11 protein-coding genes are annotated in these 22,659 nt (G+C 42.3%); 3 read left to right on the top strand and 8 right to left on the bottom strand.

Annotation, left to right across the window (positions count from 1 at the left end; all coding sequences use genetic code 11):
• Positions 1-854: 854 nt before the first annotated feature.
• Together MmiAt1_RS04145 and MmiAt1_RS04140 are read right to left on the bottom strand one after the other, a co-directional pair.
• Positions 855-3,341, bottom strand: coding sequence for an ATP-dependent DNA helicase (locus MmiAt1_RS04145; protein WP_318785641.1), 2,487 nt, complete (start codon positions 3,339-3,341; stop codon positions 855-857).
• A gap of 238 nt (positions 3,342-3,579) precedes the next feature.
• A complete protein-coding gene (locus MmiAt1_RS04140; protein ID WP_318785640.1) occupies positions 3,580-4,116 on the bottom strand; it encodes a S24/S26 family peptidase in 537 nt (178 codons plus the stop codon).
• 420 nt (positions 4,117-4,536) lie between these two features.
• On the opposite strand from MmiAt1_RS04140, the gene MmiAt1_RS04135 reads away from it, so the two are divergent.
• Positions 4,537-6,084, top strand: a complete 1,548-nt coding sequence (locus MmiAt1_RS04135) for a DNA-directed DNA polymerase II small subunit (RefSeq protein WP_318785639.1) — start codon at positions 4,537-4,539, stop codon at positions 6,082-6,084.
• A 25-nt stretch (positions 6,085-6,109) separates the two neighbouring features.
• On the top strand, positions 6,110-8,455 hold the full coding sequence (locus tag MmiAt1_RS04130; protein ID WP_318785638.1) for a DNA topoisomerase: 2,346 nt from the start codon (positions 6,110-6,112) through the stop codon (positions 8,453-8,455).
• A gap of 389 nt (positions 8,456-8,844) precedes the next feature.
• Here MmiAt1_RS04130 and MmiAt1_RS04125 read toward each other — a convergent pair whose 3' ends face one another.
• Positions 8,845-9,366: a DUF4411 family protein gene (locus MmiAt1_RS04125; RefSeq protein WP_318785637.1), complete on the bottom strand. Its 522-nt coding sequence runs from the start codon at positions 9,364-9,366 to the stop codon at positions 8,845-8,847.
• Complete coding sequence (locus MmiAt1_RS04120; protein ID WP_318785636.1) at positions 9,353-10,534, bottom strand: ImmA/IrrE family metallo-endopeptidase; 1,182 nt, start codon at positions 10,532-10,534, stop codon at positions 9,353-9,355. Before MmiAt1_RS04120 ends, MmiAt1_RS04125 begins: the two co-directional genes overlap by 14 nt.
• Before the next feature lie 710 nt (positions 10,535-11,244).
• Here MmiAt1_RS04120 and MmiAt1_RS04115 point away from each other — a divergent pair.
• Positions 11,245-11,925 (top strand): IS1595 family transposase, encoded by a 681-nt coding sequence (locus MmiAt1_RS04115; RefSeq protein WP_318785681.1) that lies wholly within the window; start codon positions 11,245-11,247, stop codon positions 11,923-11,925.
• A gap of 85 nt (positions 11,926-12,010) precedes the next feature.
• On the opposite strand, the gene MmiAt1_RS04110 is transcribed toward MmiAt1_RS04115, so the two are convergent.
• The 4 genes from MmiAt1_RS04110 to thsA form a co-directional block, all read right to left on the bottom strand.
• The gene (locus tag MmiAt1_RS04110; RefSeq protein WP_318785635.1) at positions 12,011-18,031 is read right to left on the bottom strand and encodes a cobaltochelatase subunit CobN; all 6,021 of its coding nucleotides are present in this window, start codon (positions 18,029-18,031) and stop codon (positions 12,011-12,013) included.
• Between the two features lie 122 nt (positions 18,032-18,153).
• Complete coding sequence (locus MmiAt1_RS04105) at positions 18,154-18,894, bottom strand: hypothetical protein (RefSeq protein ID WP_318785634.1); 741 nt, start codon at positions 18,892-18,894, stop codon at positions 18,154-18,156.
• Positions 18,895-19,406: 512 nt separating this feature from the next.
• Positions 19,407-19,820 carry a hypothetical protein gene (locus tag MmiAt1_RS04100; protein ID WP_318785633.1) on the bottom strand — a complete coding sequence of 138 codons (414 nt, stop codon included), beginning with the start codon at positions 19,818-19,820 and terminating at the stop codon, positions 19,407-19,409.
• A gap of 934 nt (positions 19,821-20,754) precedes the next feature.
• Entirely contained in the window at positions 20,755-22,386 is a 1,632-nt protein-coding gene (gene thsA, locus MmiAt1_RS04095) for a thermosome subunit alpha (protein WP_318785632.1), read from the bottom strand.
• Between the last annotated feature and the right edge of the window lie 273 nt (positions 22,387-22,659).

Below are 22,659 nucleotides of genomic sequence, written 5' to 3'. Positions count from 1 at the left end.
CAGATTTATTTTCAGGGTTTTATCGGGGATTCGGGTTTGATAATTTTTTCAAAACCGATGTTTGGATTTGAAAATACAACAAACCCCACTCCAAATTACGAATTTCGGGCGACGCGAAGCGGCGAACGAAATCGGAATTTGGAGAGGTTTTTAAAAAAAAGAAAAATTAGAAGAAAAATGTAAACGTTTGAAATTCAAATAAGTACATCTCATTTTGGTTTTCAATTAATTTCAGAAAAAAACAAACATCGGCTTCTCTCAATTTTCAAAAATATGAACTCCGTTTTTTGCTTGAGCTGCTCTTAAGATATTGTTTTTTCAGGTTTTATCGGGAGTTCGGGTTTGCCGAAAATTCGAAAAACCGATGTTTGGATTTGAAACAAATACAGCAAACCCCACTCCAAATTACGAATTTCGGGCGGCGCGAAGCGACGAACGAAATCGGAATTTGGAGAGGTTTTTAAAAAAAAAGAAAATTTAAAGAAATACGAATTTTAAAAAAGTTTAATGACAATGCCGCATTGTGTTTTCGTTGAATTCATGGGGCCAATCTTCAACTCCTCCTAACACTTGCTTCGCTCACGAAACGCGTTGTTGGAGGTGGCCGTTTTGGTTTTTCAATTAATCTCAGAAAAAACAAACATCGACTTCTCTCAATTTTCAAAAATATGAACTCCGTTTTTTGCTTGAACTTCTCTTGGGACATTGTTTTTCGGGTTTTATCGGGAGTTCTGATTTGGATGATTTTCCAAAACCGATGTTTGGATTTATTCAAAACCAAAAAAAACAAAAACCAAAAAAACAAAAACCAAAAAAACAAAAACAAAACCAAAAAAAACTAAAACAAAAACTGATCAGAAAAAGTCGTCAAACCTTTTCTGAACCTGAGAAGGAGATTCGGATTCCGATCCCGATTCCCCCCCGAAATCCGAATTCGAGTTTTTGGAATCCGAAACGACATAACCGCCGACATCAATTCCGATTTCATTGAAAAGCTGACGCGCGATTTTCGGGCCGATCAATCTTGCAGCGGTCTCGAAATCGGCCGGCTCAAACGATTCCTTAGATTTAAAACCCGCATTATAAAGGCGGCGCGCTCTGACACGGCCGATCCCGCGAATTTTTAGAAGCGGGAGCAGCTGAATGCTTGCACCGTACTGAAGCCGAAGCTCCAAGTCGGAAAACAGGCCGGCAGACGAAAGGCCGCTCATCTTAAGCAGACGGGAAGCAGCACCTGCAATCCAGCCCGCTGTTTCCGAGAACTGCCGAATGTCGCCTTCGCCGACATCAAACTCCTTGGATATTTCATTCTCGGGAGCCTCTGAAATCCAGCGGTAAAGCAAAATCGCGGTTTTCAGTTCGCCCAAAAACCATTCAAATTCCGCCGCGTTTTTCGTCGGCGGCATGGAAATAATGTGTTCGGCGTTTTCGGCGGCAAACTCGGTCACCGGAATATAATCATTTGTTTTCATGTACAGTTGCGGCATATCAGTCGTTTTGCAGATTAAATGAAGCAGACTGATATCCGTCAAATTCATTCCCGCAGATTCCGCTTTTTGAATGTCTTCCAAAATGACCGAAGCCGACAGCGGATCCAAATACAATTTGGAAACCAAAATCCCTTTTTTCGTTGCGAACAGCGGGTAGTCGTCGGCCTCTTTTAACGAATTGAATTTGTCCGCCGTCACAAACGGGCTTGCAGGGCCTTCGTCAACACCATTTGCCGCCGCATTCCCGTTCGAATTCCCGTTCGAATTTCCGCTCGTGTTCCCCGAATCGCCGGAATCTTCCCGGCACATATCCGCCTGAATTAAGAAATCCAAACATTTGTCAATAACGGTTTTAAGTGCAATCGTACTGAGAAGACCTTTTTGATAAGCAAAAAAAGTATCTTTAAAGAAATCCAGCAGCTGAGCGCGCGTCGATGCAAACCCGTTTGAAACGGTTGACAGCACGTGTGTCCGAAGCGCGTTTTCGGCGCCCAATTTGGATTCGACCGACTCGGGTTCGGCTTCGATATAAAATTCGGTGAGTCTTTCAACATCTTCTTCTTTGGAAGCAATCAAAACCGACTCGCCGAAAGGATCCAAATGCGGCCGCCCGGCACGCCCGGCCATCTGTTTGTATTCCATGACCGGAATCGGCTGCATACCGTCGTTGGCATCATAACGCCGCCAGGCCGCGATAATCACGCGCCTTGCCGGCAGATTCAATCCCGCCGCCAGCGTCGGCGTGGAGGCGATCAGCTTGATTTTGCCCGCCAAGAACGACTTTTCAACCAGCTCGCGCTGATCGGAAGACAGTCCCGCGTGGTGGAAAGCAACCCCCGTTCGAATGCAGGAAGCCAGCACTTTGGCGGCATCCGTGTCGCTCCGGTCCGTGACGGCAGACGCCAAATCCAGCAGCTCCGCCTGTTCGGAAACCGTCAGATAAGACTGAATCACAGGCCCCGCTTTTTTGGCAAAGCCCGCCGCGTTTTTGCGGCTGTTGGTAAAAACAAGACACTGGCCGCCGTCCCGAATCGTGTCGGCCGCCAGAGAAACGCCGGCGTCTTTTCCTTTGCCGACAAGCTCGATTTCTTTCATCGTTTTTTCTTTGGTGTGAACCACTTCGCCTTCAAAAACGCCGTCGAAATAAACGCCTTCATAAAGCTTCGTCGGGCGCCAATCACTGACAACGCATTCCGCTTTCAGCCAGTCGGCGACCTCCTTTGAATTATGAATCGTTGCCGAAAGCGCAACAATCTGCATTTTCGGATTCAGTTTCCGAAGTTTTGTAATCACGATTTCAAGCGTCGGTCCGCGTCCGGGAGAGTCCAGCAGATGAACCTCGTCCAGCACAACAACGGAAATCTGATTCAGCCAATGCGTTCCGTTGCGGATCAGCGAATCCACTTTTTCGGATGTCGCGACAATAATATCATGGTCGCCGAGATTTTCATCCCGCTCGTCCAAATCGCCCGTCGAAATGCCGGTCCGGAATCCGAGGTCCCGGAATTCCGAGAAACGCCGGAACTTTTCCGAAGCCAGCGCCCGAAGCGGAACGACATACAAACATTTGCCGTGATCTTCCAAACTCTTCAGCATCGCAAGTTCCGCAAGAAGCGTTTTTCCCGAAGCCGTCGGAATTGAAATCAAAATATTTTTCCCGTCAAGCAGCCCCGCTGAAATCGCTTTAGACTGCGGCGGGTACAGCTGCAGAATTCCGGATTCTGCGTAAAAAGATTTAACCGGATCGGAAAGCGGCAAAGACTCTGTCGGAATGCGGATATCCGCCGTCTGAGAATCCCCTTTTTGATCTTTGTTCCAAGCCGGAACCCCTTTTGATTTTTTTGCCGCCACAAACCGACCTCTGTAAAATATTTGTTTTTGAAAAATAACGGCGGTTATAGAATTTAAAGACTGCCCGAGCGAAATGAAACTATTCAAAAATATACAAAAACAGAAATGGAATCAATGAAAACAAAAGGCAATGAAACAATAAGCAGCAGACACCAAACGATAAGAAGAGGACACTAAACAATAAGAAGAGGAAAAGAAAATCAAAATGAAAAAAGAGAATTAAATGAGACGAACCGTCTCATTTAGAAAACAGCAAACGAATTTTTCCGATATACGGAATCTTAAATTGAGACACACCGATAATCCATTCTTCTTTAACGGGCGTTTGCGGCATAATGCTGGTCTGCTGGTCCAAAAATGTATTCGTCTGCGCATTATCGCCTTTGGTAATGTATCCCGCATGCGGCGCTGTCGGTCCGCCCGGCCACATTTCTTCACCCGCTTCAACATAATACATGGCCCGATGAATAATCGGAACGCGTTGATTGCTGCCGTAAGGCCTGTACAGAATGACATCGCCCGGGTTCTTGAATTTAATGCGCGGGTCGGACATATTTTCGGCCTCCTGCCAAGTCACAATATCCGTCCGGTCAACGCTTTTGACAAAAACAATGTCGCCGACATTCATATTCGGCTCCATGCTGCCGGAAGACACAACATACATCGGCGTCCATAAGCCGAAAACAGCATAACAGAAAATCAAAAAGACAGCAACAATGCCCAAAACAACACCGACATCTTTTGCCAAGCCTTTTAATTGTTCATTATCCCACATGAATTCACCTGCAAATAAAATAAAAATAAAACTAAATGAAAATAAATAAAGCTCTGCAGACAAAATATAAACAAAATGATAAATAAGTTTCTTAAGAATGAAACGCCCGAATGAAACAAAATGAAACGCTCAAATGAATATCCGAATGAAACAAAATCAAACGCTCAAATGAATATCCGGATGAAACAAAATGAAATGCTCAAATGAAAGATCCGAATGAAACAAAATGAACCATTCAAATGAAAGACCCGAATGAAACAAAATGAAACGTTCAAATGAAAGATCCGAATTATTAAACCGTTTCAAAAACGGTTAAAAAGAATCAGAGGGTATTTATTTCAAAGAACAGTTTTTCAGCAAGACTTTTACAGAGTTTTTCCGGAAAATCATCCGGGAAATCAAAAACATCGAGCGGTCAAAATGAATGAGACGATTATTTTAGAAAAAGCATCCGATGCGGGCTTCATGATCAATAAAGAAGCCGTTGACTATCTGGTCGGCTGCCGCCTTTCCGAAGACTGTTTGCCGGTAATCTTTTCCGAAATCGATCTCTCCGTTTTTGTCATCGAAACCGAACATTTGACCGCGATTGTCCGGGATTTGGAAAAGAAAATGCCGCCGGCAGGCGACGGCGGAGAAAACACAAACACAAGCGCTGCCGCCGTCGAAGACGAGCCTTCTTTTGTTTACAAATATCCGTTTGACGACAATCCCGTTGACATTTTGGAAGACGTGACCGAAAAAACAACCAGCGTCGGCGAATATACGCAATTCGTTCAATACTTTAGAGACCGCTACACCCGCATCAGCGAAATGATCCGCTCACGCGTCAGCGCCCGTCCGATTGAAAGCCTGCCCAAAGGAAAAAATGTCAAACCCTTATCGCGGGACGGAAATACGGAAATTACAATCATCGGAATGGTTTCGGAAAAAACCACCACCGGAAATCAGCATCTTATCTTAACGCTGGAAGATCCGACCGGAACATTTCCCGTATTAATCAACCAAAGAGACACCGATTTGATGGAAGAAGCCGAAAAACTCGTGCTGGATGAAATCGTCGGCATCACCGGCAGCCTGACGCCGGAAGGAACAATTTTAATGGGCAGCAAAATCACGCAGCCCGACGTTCCGAACAATTATTTCTCCAACCGCAGAAGAACAGAAGGATACGCGCTTTTCATATCAGACATTCATGTCGGCAGCAAGGAATTTATGAAAGAAGAATGGGAAATCTTTCTGGATTTCTTAAACGGCAAATCGGAAATGCCGCAGCTTCAGAAAATGGCTTCCGAAATCCGCTACATCGTCGTTGCCGGCGACATCGTTGACGGAATCGGTATTTATCCGGGACAGGAATTGGACCTGGAAATTCCCGAAATAATGAGACAATACGAAGTGACTGCGGAATATTTCCACAGAATTCCGCAGAATATTCATGTCATCATCGCGCCCGGCAATCACGATGCCGTCCGTCGCGCCGAGCCTCAGATTACTTTTCCGAAAGAAATTCAAAGAATGTTTCCGGAAAACGTCACGTTTGTCGGCAATCCGGCCGTCATCTCATTAGACGGCATCTGCGTTCAGATTTACCACGGCTGCTCCATGGACGACATGGTCGCAAGCATCAAAGGCGTGTCGTATCAGGAACCGACAACGGGAATGGTTGAAATGGTCAAACGCCGCCACCTTGCTCCGACTTACGGCAGCCGCGTCATGATTTCACCTGAAAAGAAAGATTATTTGATCATCGACAAAGTTCCCGACATCATTCACTGCGGCCACGTTCATACCATCGGCATTCAGAATTACAAAAATATTCTGCTCATCAATTCGGGCACCTGGCAGGCACAAACGGATTTTCAGAAGAAAGTCAATATTGTGCCCAACCCTGCGAAAGTTCCGTTCGTTGATTTTCGAACGATGAAACCCGGCATTTTGGATTTTAATTTGGCCGACGACTATTGAAACGCGGTTTAAAGAGGCGTAAAAAATGACAATCGTTGCATTTGCGGAAAAAAATAAAGCGGCTGAAGAAATTGCCAATATTTTGGGAAAAGGCAATTACAAGCGGACATCTGTTGAAGGCATTGCCGTCTACCGCTTCCAAAGAGACGGAAAGGACTGGGCGGTGACGGGACTTGCCGGCCACATTATGAATTATGATTTCCCGGCCGAATACAACAGCTGGACAGGCGTGCCGCCCGGAGATCTTTTGGACATTTCGCCGATTAAACTGGTGACGAAAGAAAATTTCGCGTTTGTCATCGAACGGCTTGCCAAAGAAGCGGAAGAAATTATTTTGGCTTGCGACTATGACCGCGAAGGCGAAAACATCGGTTTTGAGGCAAAAGAACTGGCCGAACGCATCGCAAAAGTGCCGATTAAACGCGCCCGCTACTCAACGTTTTCTCAAAAAGAAATTGAAGAAGCTTTTGACAATCCGGGAGAGCCGGATGCCGCTTTGGCAATGGCTGCCGAAACCCGCCAGATTCTGGATTTGAAAATGGGCGCCGCTTTTACGCGCTATGTGACGCTTTCGGTTCGCGAAAAAGCATTTACGAAGGAAATTTTGTCCATCGGCCCGTGTCAGACGCCGACCTGCGGTTTTGTTTACGAGCGCGAAAAAGCAATCCGCGAATTCAAGCCGAAAGATTTCTGGAAAATTACGGCAGACTTTGACGCCGACGGCAATATTTTTACCGGAACGCACCGCGCCGGCCACATTCCCGAGAAGGAAAAAGCCGACGAAATCATGGCGCGGATTAAAGGTGAAAAAACCGCGCTCGTTGACAAGAAAACGATTCGCGAGCAAAGTTTGGCGCCGCCGTTTCCGCTGAACACGACGGAATTTTTAAAGCGCGCGTCAGCGTTTTTAAACATCAGTCCGGAAAAATCTTTGGAAATTGCGGAACAGCTTTACCTGTCGGGTTTGACGAGTTACCCGAGAACGGAAACAAACAAGTATGCCGATGATTTTGATTTTAAAGTGATTTTAGCCGATTTGGCCAAAAACAAAGATTACACGACAGCCGTTTCTCAAATTGTGTCCGCGCCTGCCGGCATCAAATCCAAGAACGGGCCGAAAGATGCGAAAGACCACCCGCCGATTCACCCGATCAAAGGCGCTTCGAAAGAAACAGTGGAAGCCATGATCAAGCTCCCCGGCGCTTATGTGGTTTACGATTTGATCTGCCGCCACTTTTTGGCAAATTTAATGCCTGCCGCCGTTTTTGAAAAGACGAAGCTTGAGATGAAAATCAAAGAAGAACTCTTCGACGCCGCCGGCTCCATCAAGAAATTCTCGGGCTGGCTTGACATTTACGATTTTGAAACGAAAAACGACAAGTTTTTGCCCGACATCAGCGAAGGCGACACGACAGGCGTTAAAAAGATTTTAAACACCGCTTCCAAAACGGCGCCGCCCAAAAAGCTGACCGAAGCCGAACTGCTGACCCTGATGGACAAAAACGGCATCGGAACAAAAGCAACCGCGCCGACACATATTGAAACAAACAAAAAACGCGGCTACTTTGAAGCCAAAGGCAAAACATTGTCCATCCTCAACACCGGCTATATGCTGATGGAAAGCTTGGACGATTCGGTCCCGATTGTGATCCGCCCGAAAATCCGCGCGCAGGTGGAAGAATTGATTCAGCAGGTCGAAGACGGCAAAATCACGATGAACGAAGCCGTGTCGACCGGAACAGAATTGATTAAAAAAATGTACGCCGACTTAACGGAAAACAAAGACAAACTGGTCACAAAACTCAGCGGCAGCATCAAGACAGAAGCCGCCGAAACCGACAAGAAAAATTATATCGGTGTCTGCCCCGCCTGCCAAAACGCGCTCCGAATTGTGACAACGGATAACGGACGGTTCGTCGGCTGTGTCGGTTACCCCGATTGTTCTCAAACATATTCGCTGCCGAAAACCGGCGCAATAACTGTTCAAAGAACCAAGAATTGCCCCAAAGGCGGCGCCGCGGTTTTGGATGTCGGGAAAAAATACGAATGGGCCGTCGGCATCGGTCCCTGCTTCAACTGCGACCAAAACGTAACCTGCAATCCGCCCGAAGTTGTCGGCAGCTGCCCGCGCTGCAAAGAAGGCGAGATGCAGCTCATCGAGTACAAAGACGGACGATTTTTGAAATGCACGCTTTCGTGCGGTCATACGCAATCGCTGCCGAATAAAGGCAGAATGACGGTTCTTGATCAAAAATGTGAAATTTGCGGCTGGAATTTGTTCCGCGTGAAAGAGCAGGGAAAAGACGCTTTGGAGTTTTGTGCCAATCGCAGATGCAAGGCAATCGGCATGCGGAAAGAAAAGACAGAGTAACTGTTGCTGTGCAGCCTGCTTATTCTGTATTGTGTACTGTATTACCGCGGCGAAGCCGCCTAAAAATCGCGAAGCGATTTTCTGCAAACACCCAATTCCAATCGGAGGCGAAGCCGTAAAAAATTGCGAAGCAATTTTTCTGCAAACGCCGCCCTCCCCCCGCCCTGAAATTTTGTGAGCGAAGCGAGCAAAATTTTTGTAAACCGATTGGGATGAGGAAGGAAAAAGAATGAGATGCGGCGACGCGTGCGAAACGCTGCATTTTTGAAAAGATGATGAAATCCGGGATAGGGATTTTATTTTATTTCATTTAAAAAAATCCCATATATGAATTTGAAAAATAATTTAAAAACAGAATCTTATTTTGAAAACAAAGACAAAAACGATGCTCATCCAAGCTTAATGGAAAGCTCCCGCATCATTTCATACAAATTGCAATATTGAATACCAAAAGGACGGCAAACATCGGGTATTTTGATTTTGCGGCTTTGATTGGCAGGGCTTAAATTGTTGTTCGGCAGCTCAAATGTAACGACTGTATAACCATAAACACAGGCTGCTGCAATTAGCCAAGGATCTGCTGCCGGCAAGTTCCATTGATCAAGAGCTTTATTTATTTCATAACAGCCGCATTCTTCAATATATTTTATGATTTCAGCGTAACTGTTCACAATGTCTTGATTTTTGTATTGTACTAAATTTTTGATATTGATTTCTTTCAGCCATTTGCCTAAATCGTCATCGTTTTTTTCAATTTCTGCTTTAACAAGATCTAAGATTGCAATATTTCCGGCTTCGACGTGATATTTCATTTGTTCCCAAAAAGTTGGAACCAGATCGAAAGGATAATAATTGCGGTAAGGAGCAATCAGTGCGTTGGAATCAATTAAGTATGCATCAGTCATGCTCATTCCGGCTCCTTGCTGTTTCCGTCACTTTAATAAAACTATTATAAGTAGTATGTGTCAATTTGAAGGCGTCTGTATATTGTGTTTTCCCTTCTTGGACACTGTCTGCCAGAGATACTAAAAAGCGGTTATCAATATAGGATGCCAGTGTGTTAATATGAGAAGCGTGACCGGCTTTTTCCTTTTTTTGCTGTTTTATTTTTAAATAATGCTCAACCGCGTTTTCAAAAATTTGATTGTAAACAGACTGTTCAATAAAACCGGAATCAAGCGCTTTTCTTGCAATGACAACAGTACCGCATTTAAAATATTTTGACAGCTCGGAAATGATGTATTCCGGACTCGGTTCATTCGAACAGGCCCATTTTTCAAGAAAAATATCATTCGGAACCAAAATTTCACTTGCCGCCGCGTTGCATTGTACTTCAATACTGTTTGTTTGTTTTTGATTTCCGGTATGGTCATTAAACACACTGTCTCTGCCGTACCAAATGTGCGCGGTTTCATGAAGCAAAGAAAATAATTGGGCATTTACGGAATCATTCGTATTTATAAAAATTAGCGGCGCATATTCGTCTATTAATGTAAATGCGCGGAATTCCGCACTATCCAAAGCTCGATGTGTATTGGACCGAACAATACCGCTTTTCATCACCAGAATTCCGTATTTTTGTGCCGCTTCACGGATTCTTTTAAAAGAATCTTCGGCATTCTTGCTTTTTTCAAACCAATTCATTTCAAGATTGAACTGATTTCTTATCGATTTGGCAACTTCAACCGCATTTTTATTATTTTTTTGAGACCCGACAAAATCCAACGGGCTTTCACCGGAATTGATTAAATACTCCCGCATCCAGTCTTGAATATTTTCCATATCATTAATTGTGTCCACCAAATTCCGGCTCGGCTCTTCGAAATCTTTGCTGCTGATTGTCCGGTATTCTAAAAGCGGATAGTTTTCGGCAGGCGGATGATTTAAAAAAAAGTATCCGAGCGGCAATTTTGTTTCATTGCTCAGGTCAACAATTTGATTAAAGGTCGGTTTTTTTGTTCCGTTTTGCCAATCCAATAATCTTTCAAAAGTTTCGGGTTTAATTTTTTGAACATATGTCTGATTCACTAACCAAGATAAAATTTCGGGTTTTATTTCAGCTTGAATGCTTATGCTCATGTTTTAACCTTCCTGCATAGAATAATAAATAAACGGCTTTATAAAATAAATAAACACCTTTGACAAATATTTATTCGTTATTGCCGTTTCAGTGAAAACACTCAACTGATTTAACGGATTCTATTTTTACAAAAACGATAACTTTAAAAGTGAAATAAAAGAAAGCATCCCGGCAGCCGCCTGAATAAACGGGGACAGGACCGCTGCCGTTTTGCTCGTGTTTACAATTGCTTTCAACGCATAATCGGGGGGCGAAAATGCTTCTTCAAGTCAAATTTGAAAGCGGAAATTGTATTTTGTGTGTGTATTTTTGTTTTGTACGGATTTTATGAGATGAAAATAAAACCCGGCACAATTTTTGAAAAAAAAGAAGAATACAAGAGGCTGCTTCTTCCGGTCGATTGGTATCGTGCGATTTGAGAAAATCGGGATTGGAGGTTAATGATATTTCTCAAATCAAGTAAAATTGTGCAATTCTTGATAGAATGTTATCTTATATAAAAGTTGGCAGAACTGCGAAAACGATAATTAAAAACCGTGACAAATTATAAATTTTGCTTAAAATTCGGAAAAGGAAGTTAAATCGGACAATATAAAAGAGAAATAAATCAAAAAGAAATAAATCAAAAAGAAATAAATCACAAGCAAATAAATCAAGGGTCACGAGTAGAACAACTAACTATTTAGGTGTTCAAATCATGATCTTGTTAATGAAAAATAAGTATGCAAATCGTTCGAAAATTTCTGAAGCCAAATTTAGACAAATTGTAAAGCTTTTTGCTTTAGATCTGGATGCAACTCAAATATCCCAAATTGTGGATTTAGAACGAAAAACAGTTAACAGATATCTCATGGCAATCCGCGAGCGGATTGCCGGATTCTGCGAAGCAGAATCCCCTTTTCAAGGAGAGATTGAAGTTGATGAATCTTATTTCGGCCCGAGACGCGTAAAAGGAAAGCGTGGACGTGGTGCCGGCAGCAAAACGATTGTTTTTGGGATGAAAAAAAGGAACGGAAACGTCTATGCCGAAATTGTCCCGGATTGTTCTAAAGCAACATTACAAGCAATAATCCGAGGAAAAATTGAACCTGATAGTGTTATTTATTCAGATAATTGGCATGGATATGATGGATTGGTAGATGTCGGGTATGATAAACACTATCGAGTGAATCATGGAAAAGATGAATTTGTAAATGGGAAAAGTCATATTAATGGGATTGAAGGATTTTGGGGTTATTCTAAAACCAGAATGAGTAGGCATAGGGGAGTGAATAAAAAGTATTTTTATCTCCATTTAAAAGAATGTGAATTTAGGTATAATTATAGGAATGAAGATTTATATCAAAAAATCTTAAAGATTGTAAGAGAAAATCCTCTATTCTACTCGTGACCCTAAATCAAAAACAAAAAGACCGCCGGAAAACCCCGGCAGTCCTTTTTAACTTTTCATTTTATTTCATCAACTTTTCATTTCGTCAGACATTCTTCCTTCTGAAACCGTAGAAGATGGCGCCGACCACCAACACCACAAAGGCGATGGCGATGATGCTTGAAGTTGAGAAAGTCGGATTTTGGATGAAATCTCTGACTGAAGATGCCACTCTTGAAATCGTCATTTCAAAACCGGAAACATCTGTCGGTGTCCCGGATTCGGTGCCGTCAAGGCCGACACCCGGATTTTGAGCGGACTGTGCTTCTTCGCCTTCTTCATCTTCTCCGGCATCAGGGTCAGCGTTGAGTTCAATAACAGACGCCATGCCGACACCTGTTCCCGAAGATTTGCTTTCGGTAAGCTTTTTCGGCGGTTCTGTCGCATCTTTGACAATTTCGAGATACTTTTCTTTTTCTTCGTCTGACAAAACATCCAAAGAAATCGTTTGAAGCATTCCCTGAACGAAGCTGTCAAAAGTCGGATTGCCGCAAGTGTGGTGACAGCAGGCGACACCGGATTCAAGAACGGATTTAACGTAGTTTTCGATAAGCTGATCCATCTTGTCCTGCTGTGCCTTCAAAACATCAGCAACTTCTTCCGGCGTTAACCCTTCCACATTCGGCGACCACATTCCCGTTCTCATCGCTTCAACCATTCTGGCATTTATCGACTGCAGCGCATACGGGGAAGTGTGCGAAAGCCAAGAATTCATTTCATCGCTTGTATACATTTCAAAGACTTTGTCCCAAGTGCTTTCGCCGATGAGATTTCCGTTACTGATAACAGACCATCCGTACAAGTTTTCAATGAATTCGGCCATCATAGTTGCGCCGCTGTAACCGGCTTCCATTTGTCCTTGAATCCATTTTTCATTCAAATAACGGGCAGCTAGATCTTTTTGGATGTATTCGGCAGCGGTGTAGACAATTTTTTTGCCGTCTTTGTATTGGTGAATGTTGCTCGTGTCAGCGATATACATTTCAGGCGTCTTCCAATTTTCAGATCCGGAGATATAATTGCCGTTTTCATCATACATGGAAGAAACCATGTTCATGACACCGAAATACTGGAAAACATCATCATTATCAACCGAATCGTAAAGATTGCCCGCGCTGGCAAAGATGGAGGCATCCGTTCTGCCGAGAAGCGTCTGCAGCAATTTCGTAATCGCCTCAGAGCTTTGTCCCCAGTTGTCTTCCGTATAGAGGAAACCCATTTTCGTCAAATATGTGTCAGCGATTTCTTTCAATTTCGCTTCATATTCAGGATCGCTCGGGTCGGGTAAATTTCCGCTGGCACTGATTAAGTTACCGGTTCCGATTTCGTAATTGCCGAGTTCCTGTGCGAAAACACGCGCAGTTGCAATATCTTTGGGAATGTTTAATGCAATTAATTCATCGACATTCTTTTTGACATTGTTGACAACACCGTTCGCATCTTTATAACCGCCGGATTTGGTTTCATCCAGATTATTAACAGCTTTTACAGCTTTGTCAATATAGCGGAGCATGCTTCCGTAACCGTCCCTCATACCGGCACTGTTGTACACGACATCGACACGCGGACGATATTCGGTAACTTCCTTTCCGGCTTTGTTTTTGACAGTCAATTTAAACATTTCTTCATAACTTTCATCACCAGCGACAATCGGTTTTGCGCCGGTGAAAGTGCCTGTACTGCTCCATGTCGGTTCACACCCAAGCAAATAGAAGAGACATGCTTCCAAAGTTCCTTCATCTTGAATGAAATCGACACCGAATCTTTGGAACGAAACCGTTGTCGGGAACTCATTATATTTGCTGTAGTAATCAGACAACAATTGTTCTCCCATCGCTTGGCCGACTCTCCATGCAGCCGGCGTTGAATATGTTGAAGGATCAATGCCGACAAAGTTGCGGCCGGTCGGTAAAACATAGGGGTTTAAAACAGGATCATTACCGGAAGACGGAGAGATATAACCGCCGTTGAGAGCATTAATTAATGCACTCATCTCGGAATCACCGACAGCTCTCAAATTTTCAACATAATCGACACGGTTGTTACCGCGTACATAATGCACCATTTGTTCGTTGTACCAATATCTGGAAAAATCATTTTTATCACCGACTGTGTTGGATAATCCTTTTTCAATAACACTGTATGATGGACTTAACCCTGCTGGAGTATTATCAAGAACATATTTTACAAAGGTAACCATTTGGGTTTCCATTTTATCCATGTCCAGATACTCCATGTTTGAACTGCGATATTTGCTGTTTTCAGGTGTTTCATCAAGTGTTCTTAAATGTGCAGCAACTTCAAAGTAATGATAAAATTCAAAGAATTCGCCGACCATTTCATCGTAGATACCGTCTCTTTTCCAAGCATCGACAACAGCTTCTGCTTTTGCAGAATTATCCGCACCGATTGCCACATCACTCATCGTTATGTAGCCGGCAGGGCCGAGAAGGAAAAGAATAACCTGATTTTCATAAGTTTCATTCTCAATACCGAATTCAGCCCTTAAAGCGGAACGGATTGTATCAGCGGAAGGTGTTTCGGACGCAAAAGCCATCTCAACGAAATCGGAAATATTATCTTCAGTGTAAGTTGATTCGAAATCGGTTGCATCATATGTTTTGTCTCCAAACAATTCGTCCAAATTAACACTTGTTGTCGAAGGAATGCTGGTAACACCTGCATCTTTCAAGTCTTTGAAATATGTATCCAAAAATACATCTTCCAATCCTTGACGACTCCACATATTCCAAACCATCGGAATAACTTGCTTACTGTCAAAATCACCGTAAACATGTGTTCCGTATGATAAACTGGTTTCACGGATTGCTTCGACAAAATTATGCAAATAATCTTCCAAAAATGTATCAAAGACAACTTTATTTGTCGTTAAATAAAATTGAATGTCTTCATTTGTTACACTTTTAGTATTTGCACGTGTTTTTCCATCATTCATTACGATTTTATCAGATACGATCACTTCTTTATACGAATTAAACTGACCTGAGAATGCATCTTCCCATCCGATTTCGAAAAGCGTTTCCATAATGATAGCTCTATAGGCCGCCAGAATTTCAGAGTCGCCGATCCCGGTAGCCGATTGTTTTTGGTAACCGCGTATAGCTGTTTCCATATCAATGATTTGATCATAAACCGTTGTTTTGACCATCGGCGGCGTCATATGAGAAATGATTAAAGCATTTCCCCTGTATTCGGCCGTCAATCCTTCACCGACATTTGCAATAATGTAGGGGTAAATGTTCGGAAGATTCGGGAGCAAAACCGGGCCCCAATCGTGCGTTCTATAAAGACCGACAGAGGTCCCCGGAAGCCATTCCTGCGTCCCGTGCGTTCCAAAATGTATAACCGCATCTGCTTTCCAGTGCCGATCGCTGCCGTAAACCCCGGTTTCACCGCTGCCGGTACTGTCACCGGTTCCACGGTTAAGCCAGAAATAGAAAGCAACATATTGGTGTGTCGGTGGCAAATCGCCGCTGTGATAAGTGGAAGAATCTAAAGCTTTATCACTTGCAAGTGCTCTGTTCGGCTGAGGCATAAGTCGAACATTGTCACCGATTTTGACCATCGGGATAACAATATAATTCATACCCGGCGCAAGAGAATTGATTTCACCTTTTTCATCATTCCAGATCATACCGCCCCAAGATTCATACTCAGAATCTTTTCCGGGAATTGCACCGTCAACAGTAGGAACCCCCCAAGTTTTGATTAATTCATCATAAAGTGAAGAATCCATTGTTCCATTCCCGGGAGTACCGAAAGAGGTTAATTCATCCGTCGGCGTGGTTTCATGTTCAAGCCATTCCAAATAATCTTTGACCGGAATTAATTCGGCACCCCACCAATCGTCAGGATTGCCGCCATTGTCAATGAATTCGATTCTTTGACGAACCATTTCATTCAAAACACCTGGTGCATATGCTCCGACATTAATGCCTTGGTTGTAAATCAAACGAATTAAATTTTCTTCATTCATAATTAATGATTCATCATTAACTGTATAATCGAATTTGTAAACACCATTTTCAAGTGTTACATACGGTAAATTATCAAAACTGATGTTATAATTTTGATCTCTTAATTCGCGAAGAATACCTTCATAATTCGGATCTGAAATTGCAATATCCGAATTTCCTGCGGCAACTCTTTCTTTCGCACCGTCGCCGGCCAAACTTCTCATAACATTCAAATAATTCGCGCCGATTTCTTCTTTACCGGGAGGGTAGTTGTAATACATAATTGCGATTTCTTTCGCGATATTGTCGGTTGCATTTAAATTTGCCCAAGCAACTGCACGCTCGGCAATCCATTGTTTATTTTCAGCATTATACCCGATGAAATCAATCATACCGTCAACATTTGAAGAAGAAGCCATCCAAGTAAATGTGCTTGCAGGGATACCGGAATTTTCATCATATCCGGTTGTTTCACCCCAGCCGGAACTGCCGATTGCTTTGATAACCGGAACATTTAAATTTTCCAATTGACGGACACCTTCCGGTTGGCTCCAGTAATTCATTGCCCAATTTTTCATAGAAATGAAAGCCGCAACCGCTGAACTGCCGTCGGCATTGACAAATTGAGTATCCATTTCATCATATGCAGGATCATACCCGGCCACGACATTATACCCTTCAGCTTCAACATATGTCGTTAATTCCGTTAATTGGGATTTATATACACTATAAAAGCCGAAAACGCCGATATATGGTTTTGGATCTCCATTAGCATCTAATTTGACATGGTAACTGGATTCATACCATGCTTTATAGTCTTCAAAAGTTTCAAAATATTTTCCGGGATATGCCGGATGGAAAAGAAGGCCTGAAGGGTAGTAAAGATAAAGGTCATGATAAAGAACAGTTTGATATTCCTCATTTAAAGCAGGAATCAAGAACTCAAGAAAACCGAGAGGGGTGCCTTTTGGGTCGGATAGTAATGTCATAGCAACATATTTAGCTCCATTAACATCACTAATATCAATGTTTGCCAAAGTTCTCAAATTGTAAGAATGCGCCTTATTGCCATACACTTTGCTGTAAGTTCTTTCTTCAAATAAAATTGAAACATCAGAATTCAATTTAGAAAAAATCTCTTCATTAAATTTATCAACCATTTCCTGCAAATAAAATCCCTCACAGAAAATGACATCATAGTCATCAATGTTTAGATTTTGTTCGAGCATATTTTGCCGGAAATTGTCAACTGACCAATTTTCTTTATTGGTTTCAACATCAGCATAAGAATATCCTCGATCACAAATGGATGTGGAAAAAATGCCATATGAAGCAGAATCTATATTAATAGCATCTGAAAAAACAGTCTTTTCAATTTTCTTTACAATAGCATCAAAATGTGTTGCCCCCATAATAATTTCCGAATTATCCACAGCTTCATCATCGGCCTTTAAATCATACCCGATATAAAGAATATTTAAAGGTTTTATATTTTTCAAATCTTTTGATTTATCGGAATATTTGATAACTTCTCTGACAAAAACAGAAGTTAAAGTAAAAGAATCGGACCATCGCATCATCCCTGACAGATGTGAATCAAAGTCATCTACCAAATTCAAATCCCAAGAAACAATGCGATCTAAAACTTCATCTGTTTGAAATAAATTCGGCAAAATGTCTGTTCCACGCAAAGCAATTAAAACCGTTCCTTCTTTATCTGCGTTTGTTAATGCGTTTTCAATAGAAATATCAGATTCGTAAAAAGAAACCATATCGAAAACAATGACATCGTAATTTTTAAATTCATCATTGTCAGCAAGCATTTTTAGCTCAGAACTGGGACTGTAATCAGGTGCATAAGCAAGAACAAAGTCAAATACAATATTTTCAAAACCTTCAGGTTTCGGGTCAAAGTAACTTTGGCCATAAGAATTAGTTGTTGATGACGGATCCATGAAATATTTCCAATATTTATGAACTGTTCCTTCTGATGTTGACCCGTCAGGATTGTGATTGTCAATTCCGACATATAATATTTTGATTTCTGGTGAAGAATCAACCGGCTCAGCGTATACGACAGTAGAACTCATTACCAATAGCAAAATCATTAGAATTGAAAATAATTTTTTAACCCAACTCATAAAATTCCCCTCTTTATCATTTATGACAAAAAAATAAAAGATGCTGTCGGAAGACAGCATCAAAACTTAATTTAGATCCATTCAAGAGTTGCAATCCAGTTTGCATCGAAATCGGTGTTCCATGCAGACACATTTCCGTGAATTAATGCAGAGTGCCAAACAGGTGTGAAACTGTTACTGGAAATACCATTGGAAACGATAATACCATCCCGATAATCAAAGCTCAGAGGGGCGTTGTCAATGTAAGTATCATTTATAGCGCTCAACCCGTTAATTGAAGATGTGAAAATGCTAGTGTTAGAAGTATTATAACTTGCATTATGGAAATCAGGATTTCTGGTATTCATAATGGTAGAATAAAACATATCGACATTAACAATATCAAATCCGTTTGCAGCAGCATTTTCCATTGCTGCTGTTGCATACAAGGGAACATCATTAAAAACAGCATTCGGGTCGAGAGAATAACTGTAATTCATCGTATCCAATGAGATATAATGAACAAACACATCAATGTAGTCGTCTGCAAGATAATTATAGACTTCAATATTGTAAGTTTCAGATCGATTTGTGGCATCGCGTGTGTAGTTAGTTACTTCGGGATTAACGGGTTCACCAAATTCATCGAGAGGCGGAGCGGCCATACTTGTAACGAAACCATCCCATTCATAATCCCAACCAAAATAAAGAATGCTAACATTAGCATATGGGTCAGCAACAATAGGACCAGGTGCATCCGCACTTGCCATAGGAGCAAATGCAAAAACTAACATGACTGCTAAAGCAGCCAACAAGATTTTACTATATTTCATAGATATTTTTCCTTTAAATTTAGTTTTAATTTAATTGAAACATAAACATCAAGATCCCGTCTCCCCCATTTTTAAGACTTCACCGAAGTTCTCAAAAAGAACTCCGGCAAAGTCAGGGGAACGATTGGGGCAGAAATGACCCGAATTTTTCCGGGATTAAAACGGAAAATGAACCGGTTCATCGGAAATTGAAAGAGAAATACAATCGGAAAAAACAACTCAAGGGAAAGGCATATAAGATACCGGCCCTTATTGAGAATCGTTTCTTTTAAGATTTTGTGTACTTTCTTTAATCGGCACAATGAATTTCGGTTCGGCCATGTTAGAACCATGGTCGAATCACTCCTTTTTATCTGAGTTTTTGTTAGTTGATTATTCAGCCGTTTGAATCATTGAAGATCCGCATATCCATACGGAATGTTTGAAACGGCACTTTGATTGATTTTGATTTTCTGCTGATTTTTTGAAATTTGATTTTTTGAATTTTTATTTTGAATTTTTATTTTGAATTTTTATTTTGAATTTTTCACGTTGGAGTTGAATTTTCGTTTTTTGGAATTGAATTTCGTTTTTGTGTTTGCCCCCGGATTTGTTGATTTTTGAGATACGAGAGGTGGTTTGAACTGCGCCGGATCGATTGGCGCAGGCCAAGACGGGTGTGCGTTTCCGGGGGCAAACTTTAGATTTAAGCGGCGGCCCGTGTTTCTGTAAGACAAACACGAGCCGCGCACCATTTCTGCTTCCTGCCGCCTGTCGGATTTGAGCCGAAAAATCTCGGGAGTGAGATGCGGCGCCGGAAAAACTGAGCGAATTTTCCGGAATGCGGGCCGCGTCAGGCGACGCATGAATTTTGTGCGGCGCGCCGGTGAGGCGCGCGCTTGAGCGTGCGCGAAGAAGCGCACGAAGCTGCCGCAGAAATGCGGCATTTTTAGAAAAGCAAAGAAAAAAGAGGCAAACGAATCGGAAAAATAGAAAAAAGGAATAATCCTTTTATATTTTCCAAACGTTGAGCGTTATGCCTCAAGTCACTTTACTTATTGCTGTACGGTGTATTTCGGGGTATTGACCTCGGCCGTGTGTAAGACGGCCGAAGTCTCTCGTTTTTCAAAAGACCAGATCGGACGGAGAACCTTACTTGATCTTTTTTTCAGAACATTTCTGTTTTGATTTTGGTGTTTTCAGAGTATATTTTTTTGAATTTTTGGGGTTACATAGCTTTTGTGTGAATTATAGAACACGTTTTTTTCCCGTATTTTTTAAAATCCGAAAAACGAATTTTAAAATTTGCCGAATCGGCAGCATTTTTCTCGAATAACGCTCAAATCCGAATTCGACGCAATGTTGTCCCCAAAAAAACAAAGGACAAGTAAAATTGCGCGTTTTAATTTAAAGGAGTTTAGAATATATAAAGATATTGCAAGAAATAAAATCGAGTTCAAACAACATCATATTTTGAAAAATATGAAACAAAAGAAAAAAAGAAATTAAACAAATTTAACGAATAAATAAAATACAAAAATTGAAAAACTTGTCCGAAAACATATTTAATCTAAAAAGATAAAATAGAATGAAGAAGAAGCCATGCAATAAACAAAAATAAACAAAAAACAAACAAAAAAACAAACCAAGCGAAAGAAAACAAAAACAAACAGCAAAAACAAACAAAACGAAAACGACAAAAAAATAAAAACGGCCTTTTGGAGTTGGTGATAAAATTTGAGAGAGTGTAAAAGGCCGGAATAAAGCAGGCGGATTCAAAAACCAAAATGATTTTCAAACCCGCCTGCAAATAATTGGAAATTTAAAAAAATGTAAAAATCGTCCCAAAATTTGAGGGACGAAAATTTAACAAATTTTACCTCACATCATGCCGGGAGGCATTCCGCCCATGCCGGGCATACCCTGGGGCATCGGCATTGTTTTTGCGGATGCAATCACATCGTCGATTCTGAGAATCATGATGGTGGATTCGGTCGCGGCGTTGATGGCCTGGGTTTTAATTCTCAAGGGTTCAAGAACGCTGTTTTCGTACATGTCCTCGACTTTGCCTTCGTAAACATTGAGGCCGGCGTTCTTGTTGCCTTTCTCGTGCTGAGCCTTCATTTCGGCAAGCATGTTGATCGGGTCAAGACCGGCGTTTTCGGCCAAAGTCTGCGGAATAATTTCAAGCGCGTCAGCGAACTTAGCGACAGCGAGCTGTTCTCTGCCGGAAAGCGTGGCCGCGTATTCCTGAAGGCGAAGAGACACTTCAATCTCGGGAGATCCGCCGCCGACAACAACTTTCTGATCTTCAATCGCAACACCGACGACACGGATTGCGTCTTCAACGGCACGGTCCAAAGCGTCGACAACGTGTTCGGTTCCGCCGCGGAGGAAGAGTGAAACGGATTTAACGCCCGGGCATCCGGTCACGTAAATCATCTTAGAGCCGGTGGTTTCTTTCTCTTCAACCAACTTTGCTTCGCCGAGTTCTTCGGCGCTGATTTCGTCAATGCTTGTCAAAATCTTAGCGTTGGTGGCTTCGGAAAGTCTGGTCATGTCGCTCTGCTTAATACGGCGGGCGGCCAAGACACCTGCTTTTGCCAAATAATACTGAGCCAAATCATCAATGCCTTTCTGGCAGAAAACAACATTTGCGCCGGAGGCGAGAACCTTGTTGATGATTTCCTTAAGCATCGCTTCTTCCTGTTCGATGAAGCTGAGCATCTGGTCCGGAGAAGTAATCTTGATTTCAGATTTGGTTTCCGTCTTCTTGTATTCGATTGCAGCGCCGAGAAGGAGAATCTTTGCATCTTCAATGCGTGTCGGCATGTTCGGGTGAACACGCTCTTTGTCAATGATGACACCGTCAATCAAAACGGAATCGTCAATGCTTCCGCCGGCACGTTTTTCGACTTTAATTTTGTCGGTGTCGGCAACAACTTTGCCGTGCGCGTCCGTCTTTGTGATGGAGCGGACAGCTTCGACGGTGAGTTCGGACAATTTGTCTTTGTGGGCTTCGGCACCCTTGCCGGTAATGGCGGTTGCGGCGATTTTCTTCAAAGTTTCAACATCATCGACAGAGGCGTCAAGCGCAATCGAGTTGACGATTTCCTGCGCCTTTTCAGAAGCCAAGCGGTAGCCGGCAGAAATGATGGTCGGGTGAATGCCGTCTTCCAAAAGCTCTTCAGCGTTTGCCAAAAGCTCGCCTGCCAAAACAGCAGCGGTTGTTGTACCGTCGCCGACTTCGGCATCCTGCGTCTTGGAAATTTCGACAATCATTTTTGCCGCCGGATGTTCGATATCCATTTCTCTCAAAATCGCGGCGCCGTCGTTTGTAATAATAACATCGCCCATCGAATCGACAAGCATTTTGTCCATTCCCTTGGGGCCGAGCGTCGTTCGGACCGCTTCGGCGACAGCTTTTGCTGCCATAATATTGTTGTTTTGGGCATCAGAACCTTTTGTTCTTCTGCTGCCTTCACTTAAAATAAAGATCGGTTGCCCTGACAAAATTAAATCCTCCTTTATAACTATAAGATGAATGTCATTTGACAAATAAATATAACAAGCGGCGTTTTTGAAAAATATTTCAAAATAAAACCTCTTAACTCATAAAACAGCCGATGTAAAATCATGATTTAAAGGGGCTGTGTTATGCATCTGGAACTCAGATTTAGAATTAAACTAATGTCAACGCTTCTATATAAGCATTCCCCTTAAAGAAATGTTGAAAAGAGAAGCAGAAGACTAAAAAAGAAGCGATTAAAGGAAAAGGAAAAGAAA

The sequence above is a fragment of the Methanimicrococcus hacksteinii genome (assembly GCF_032714515.1).
Taxonomy (GTDB): Archaea; Halobacteriota; Methanosarcinia; order Methanosarcinales; family Methanosarcinaceae; genus Methanimicrococcus; species Methanimicrococcus hacksteinii.
The sequence above is the reverse complement of the archived record's forward strand: the minus strand, read 5'-3'. Positions and strand labels throughout refer to the sequence as shown.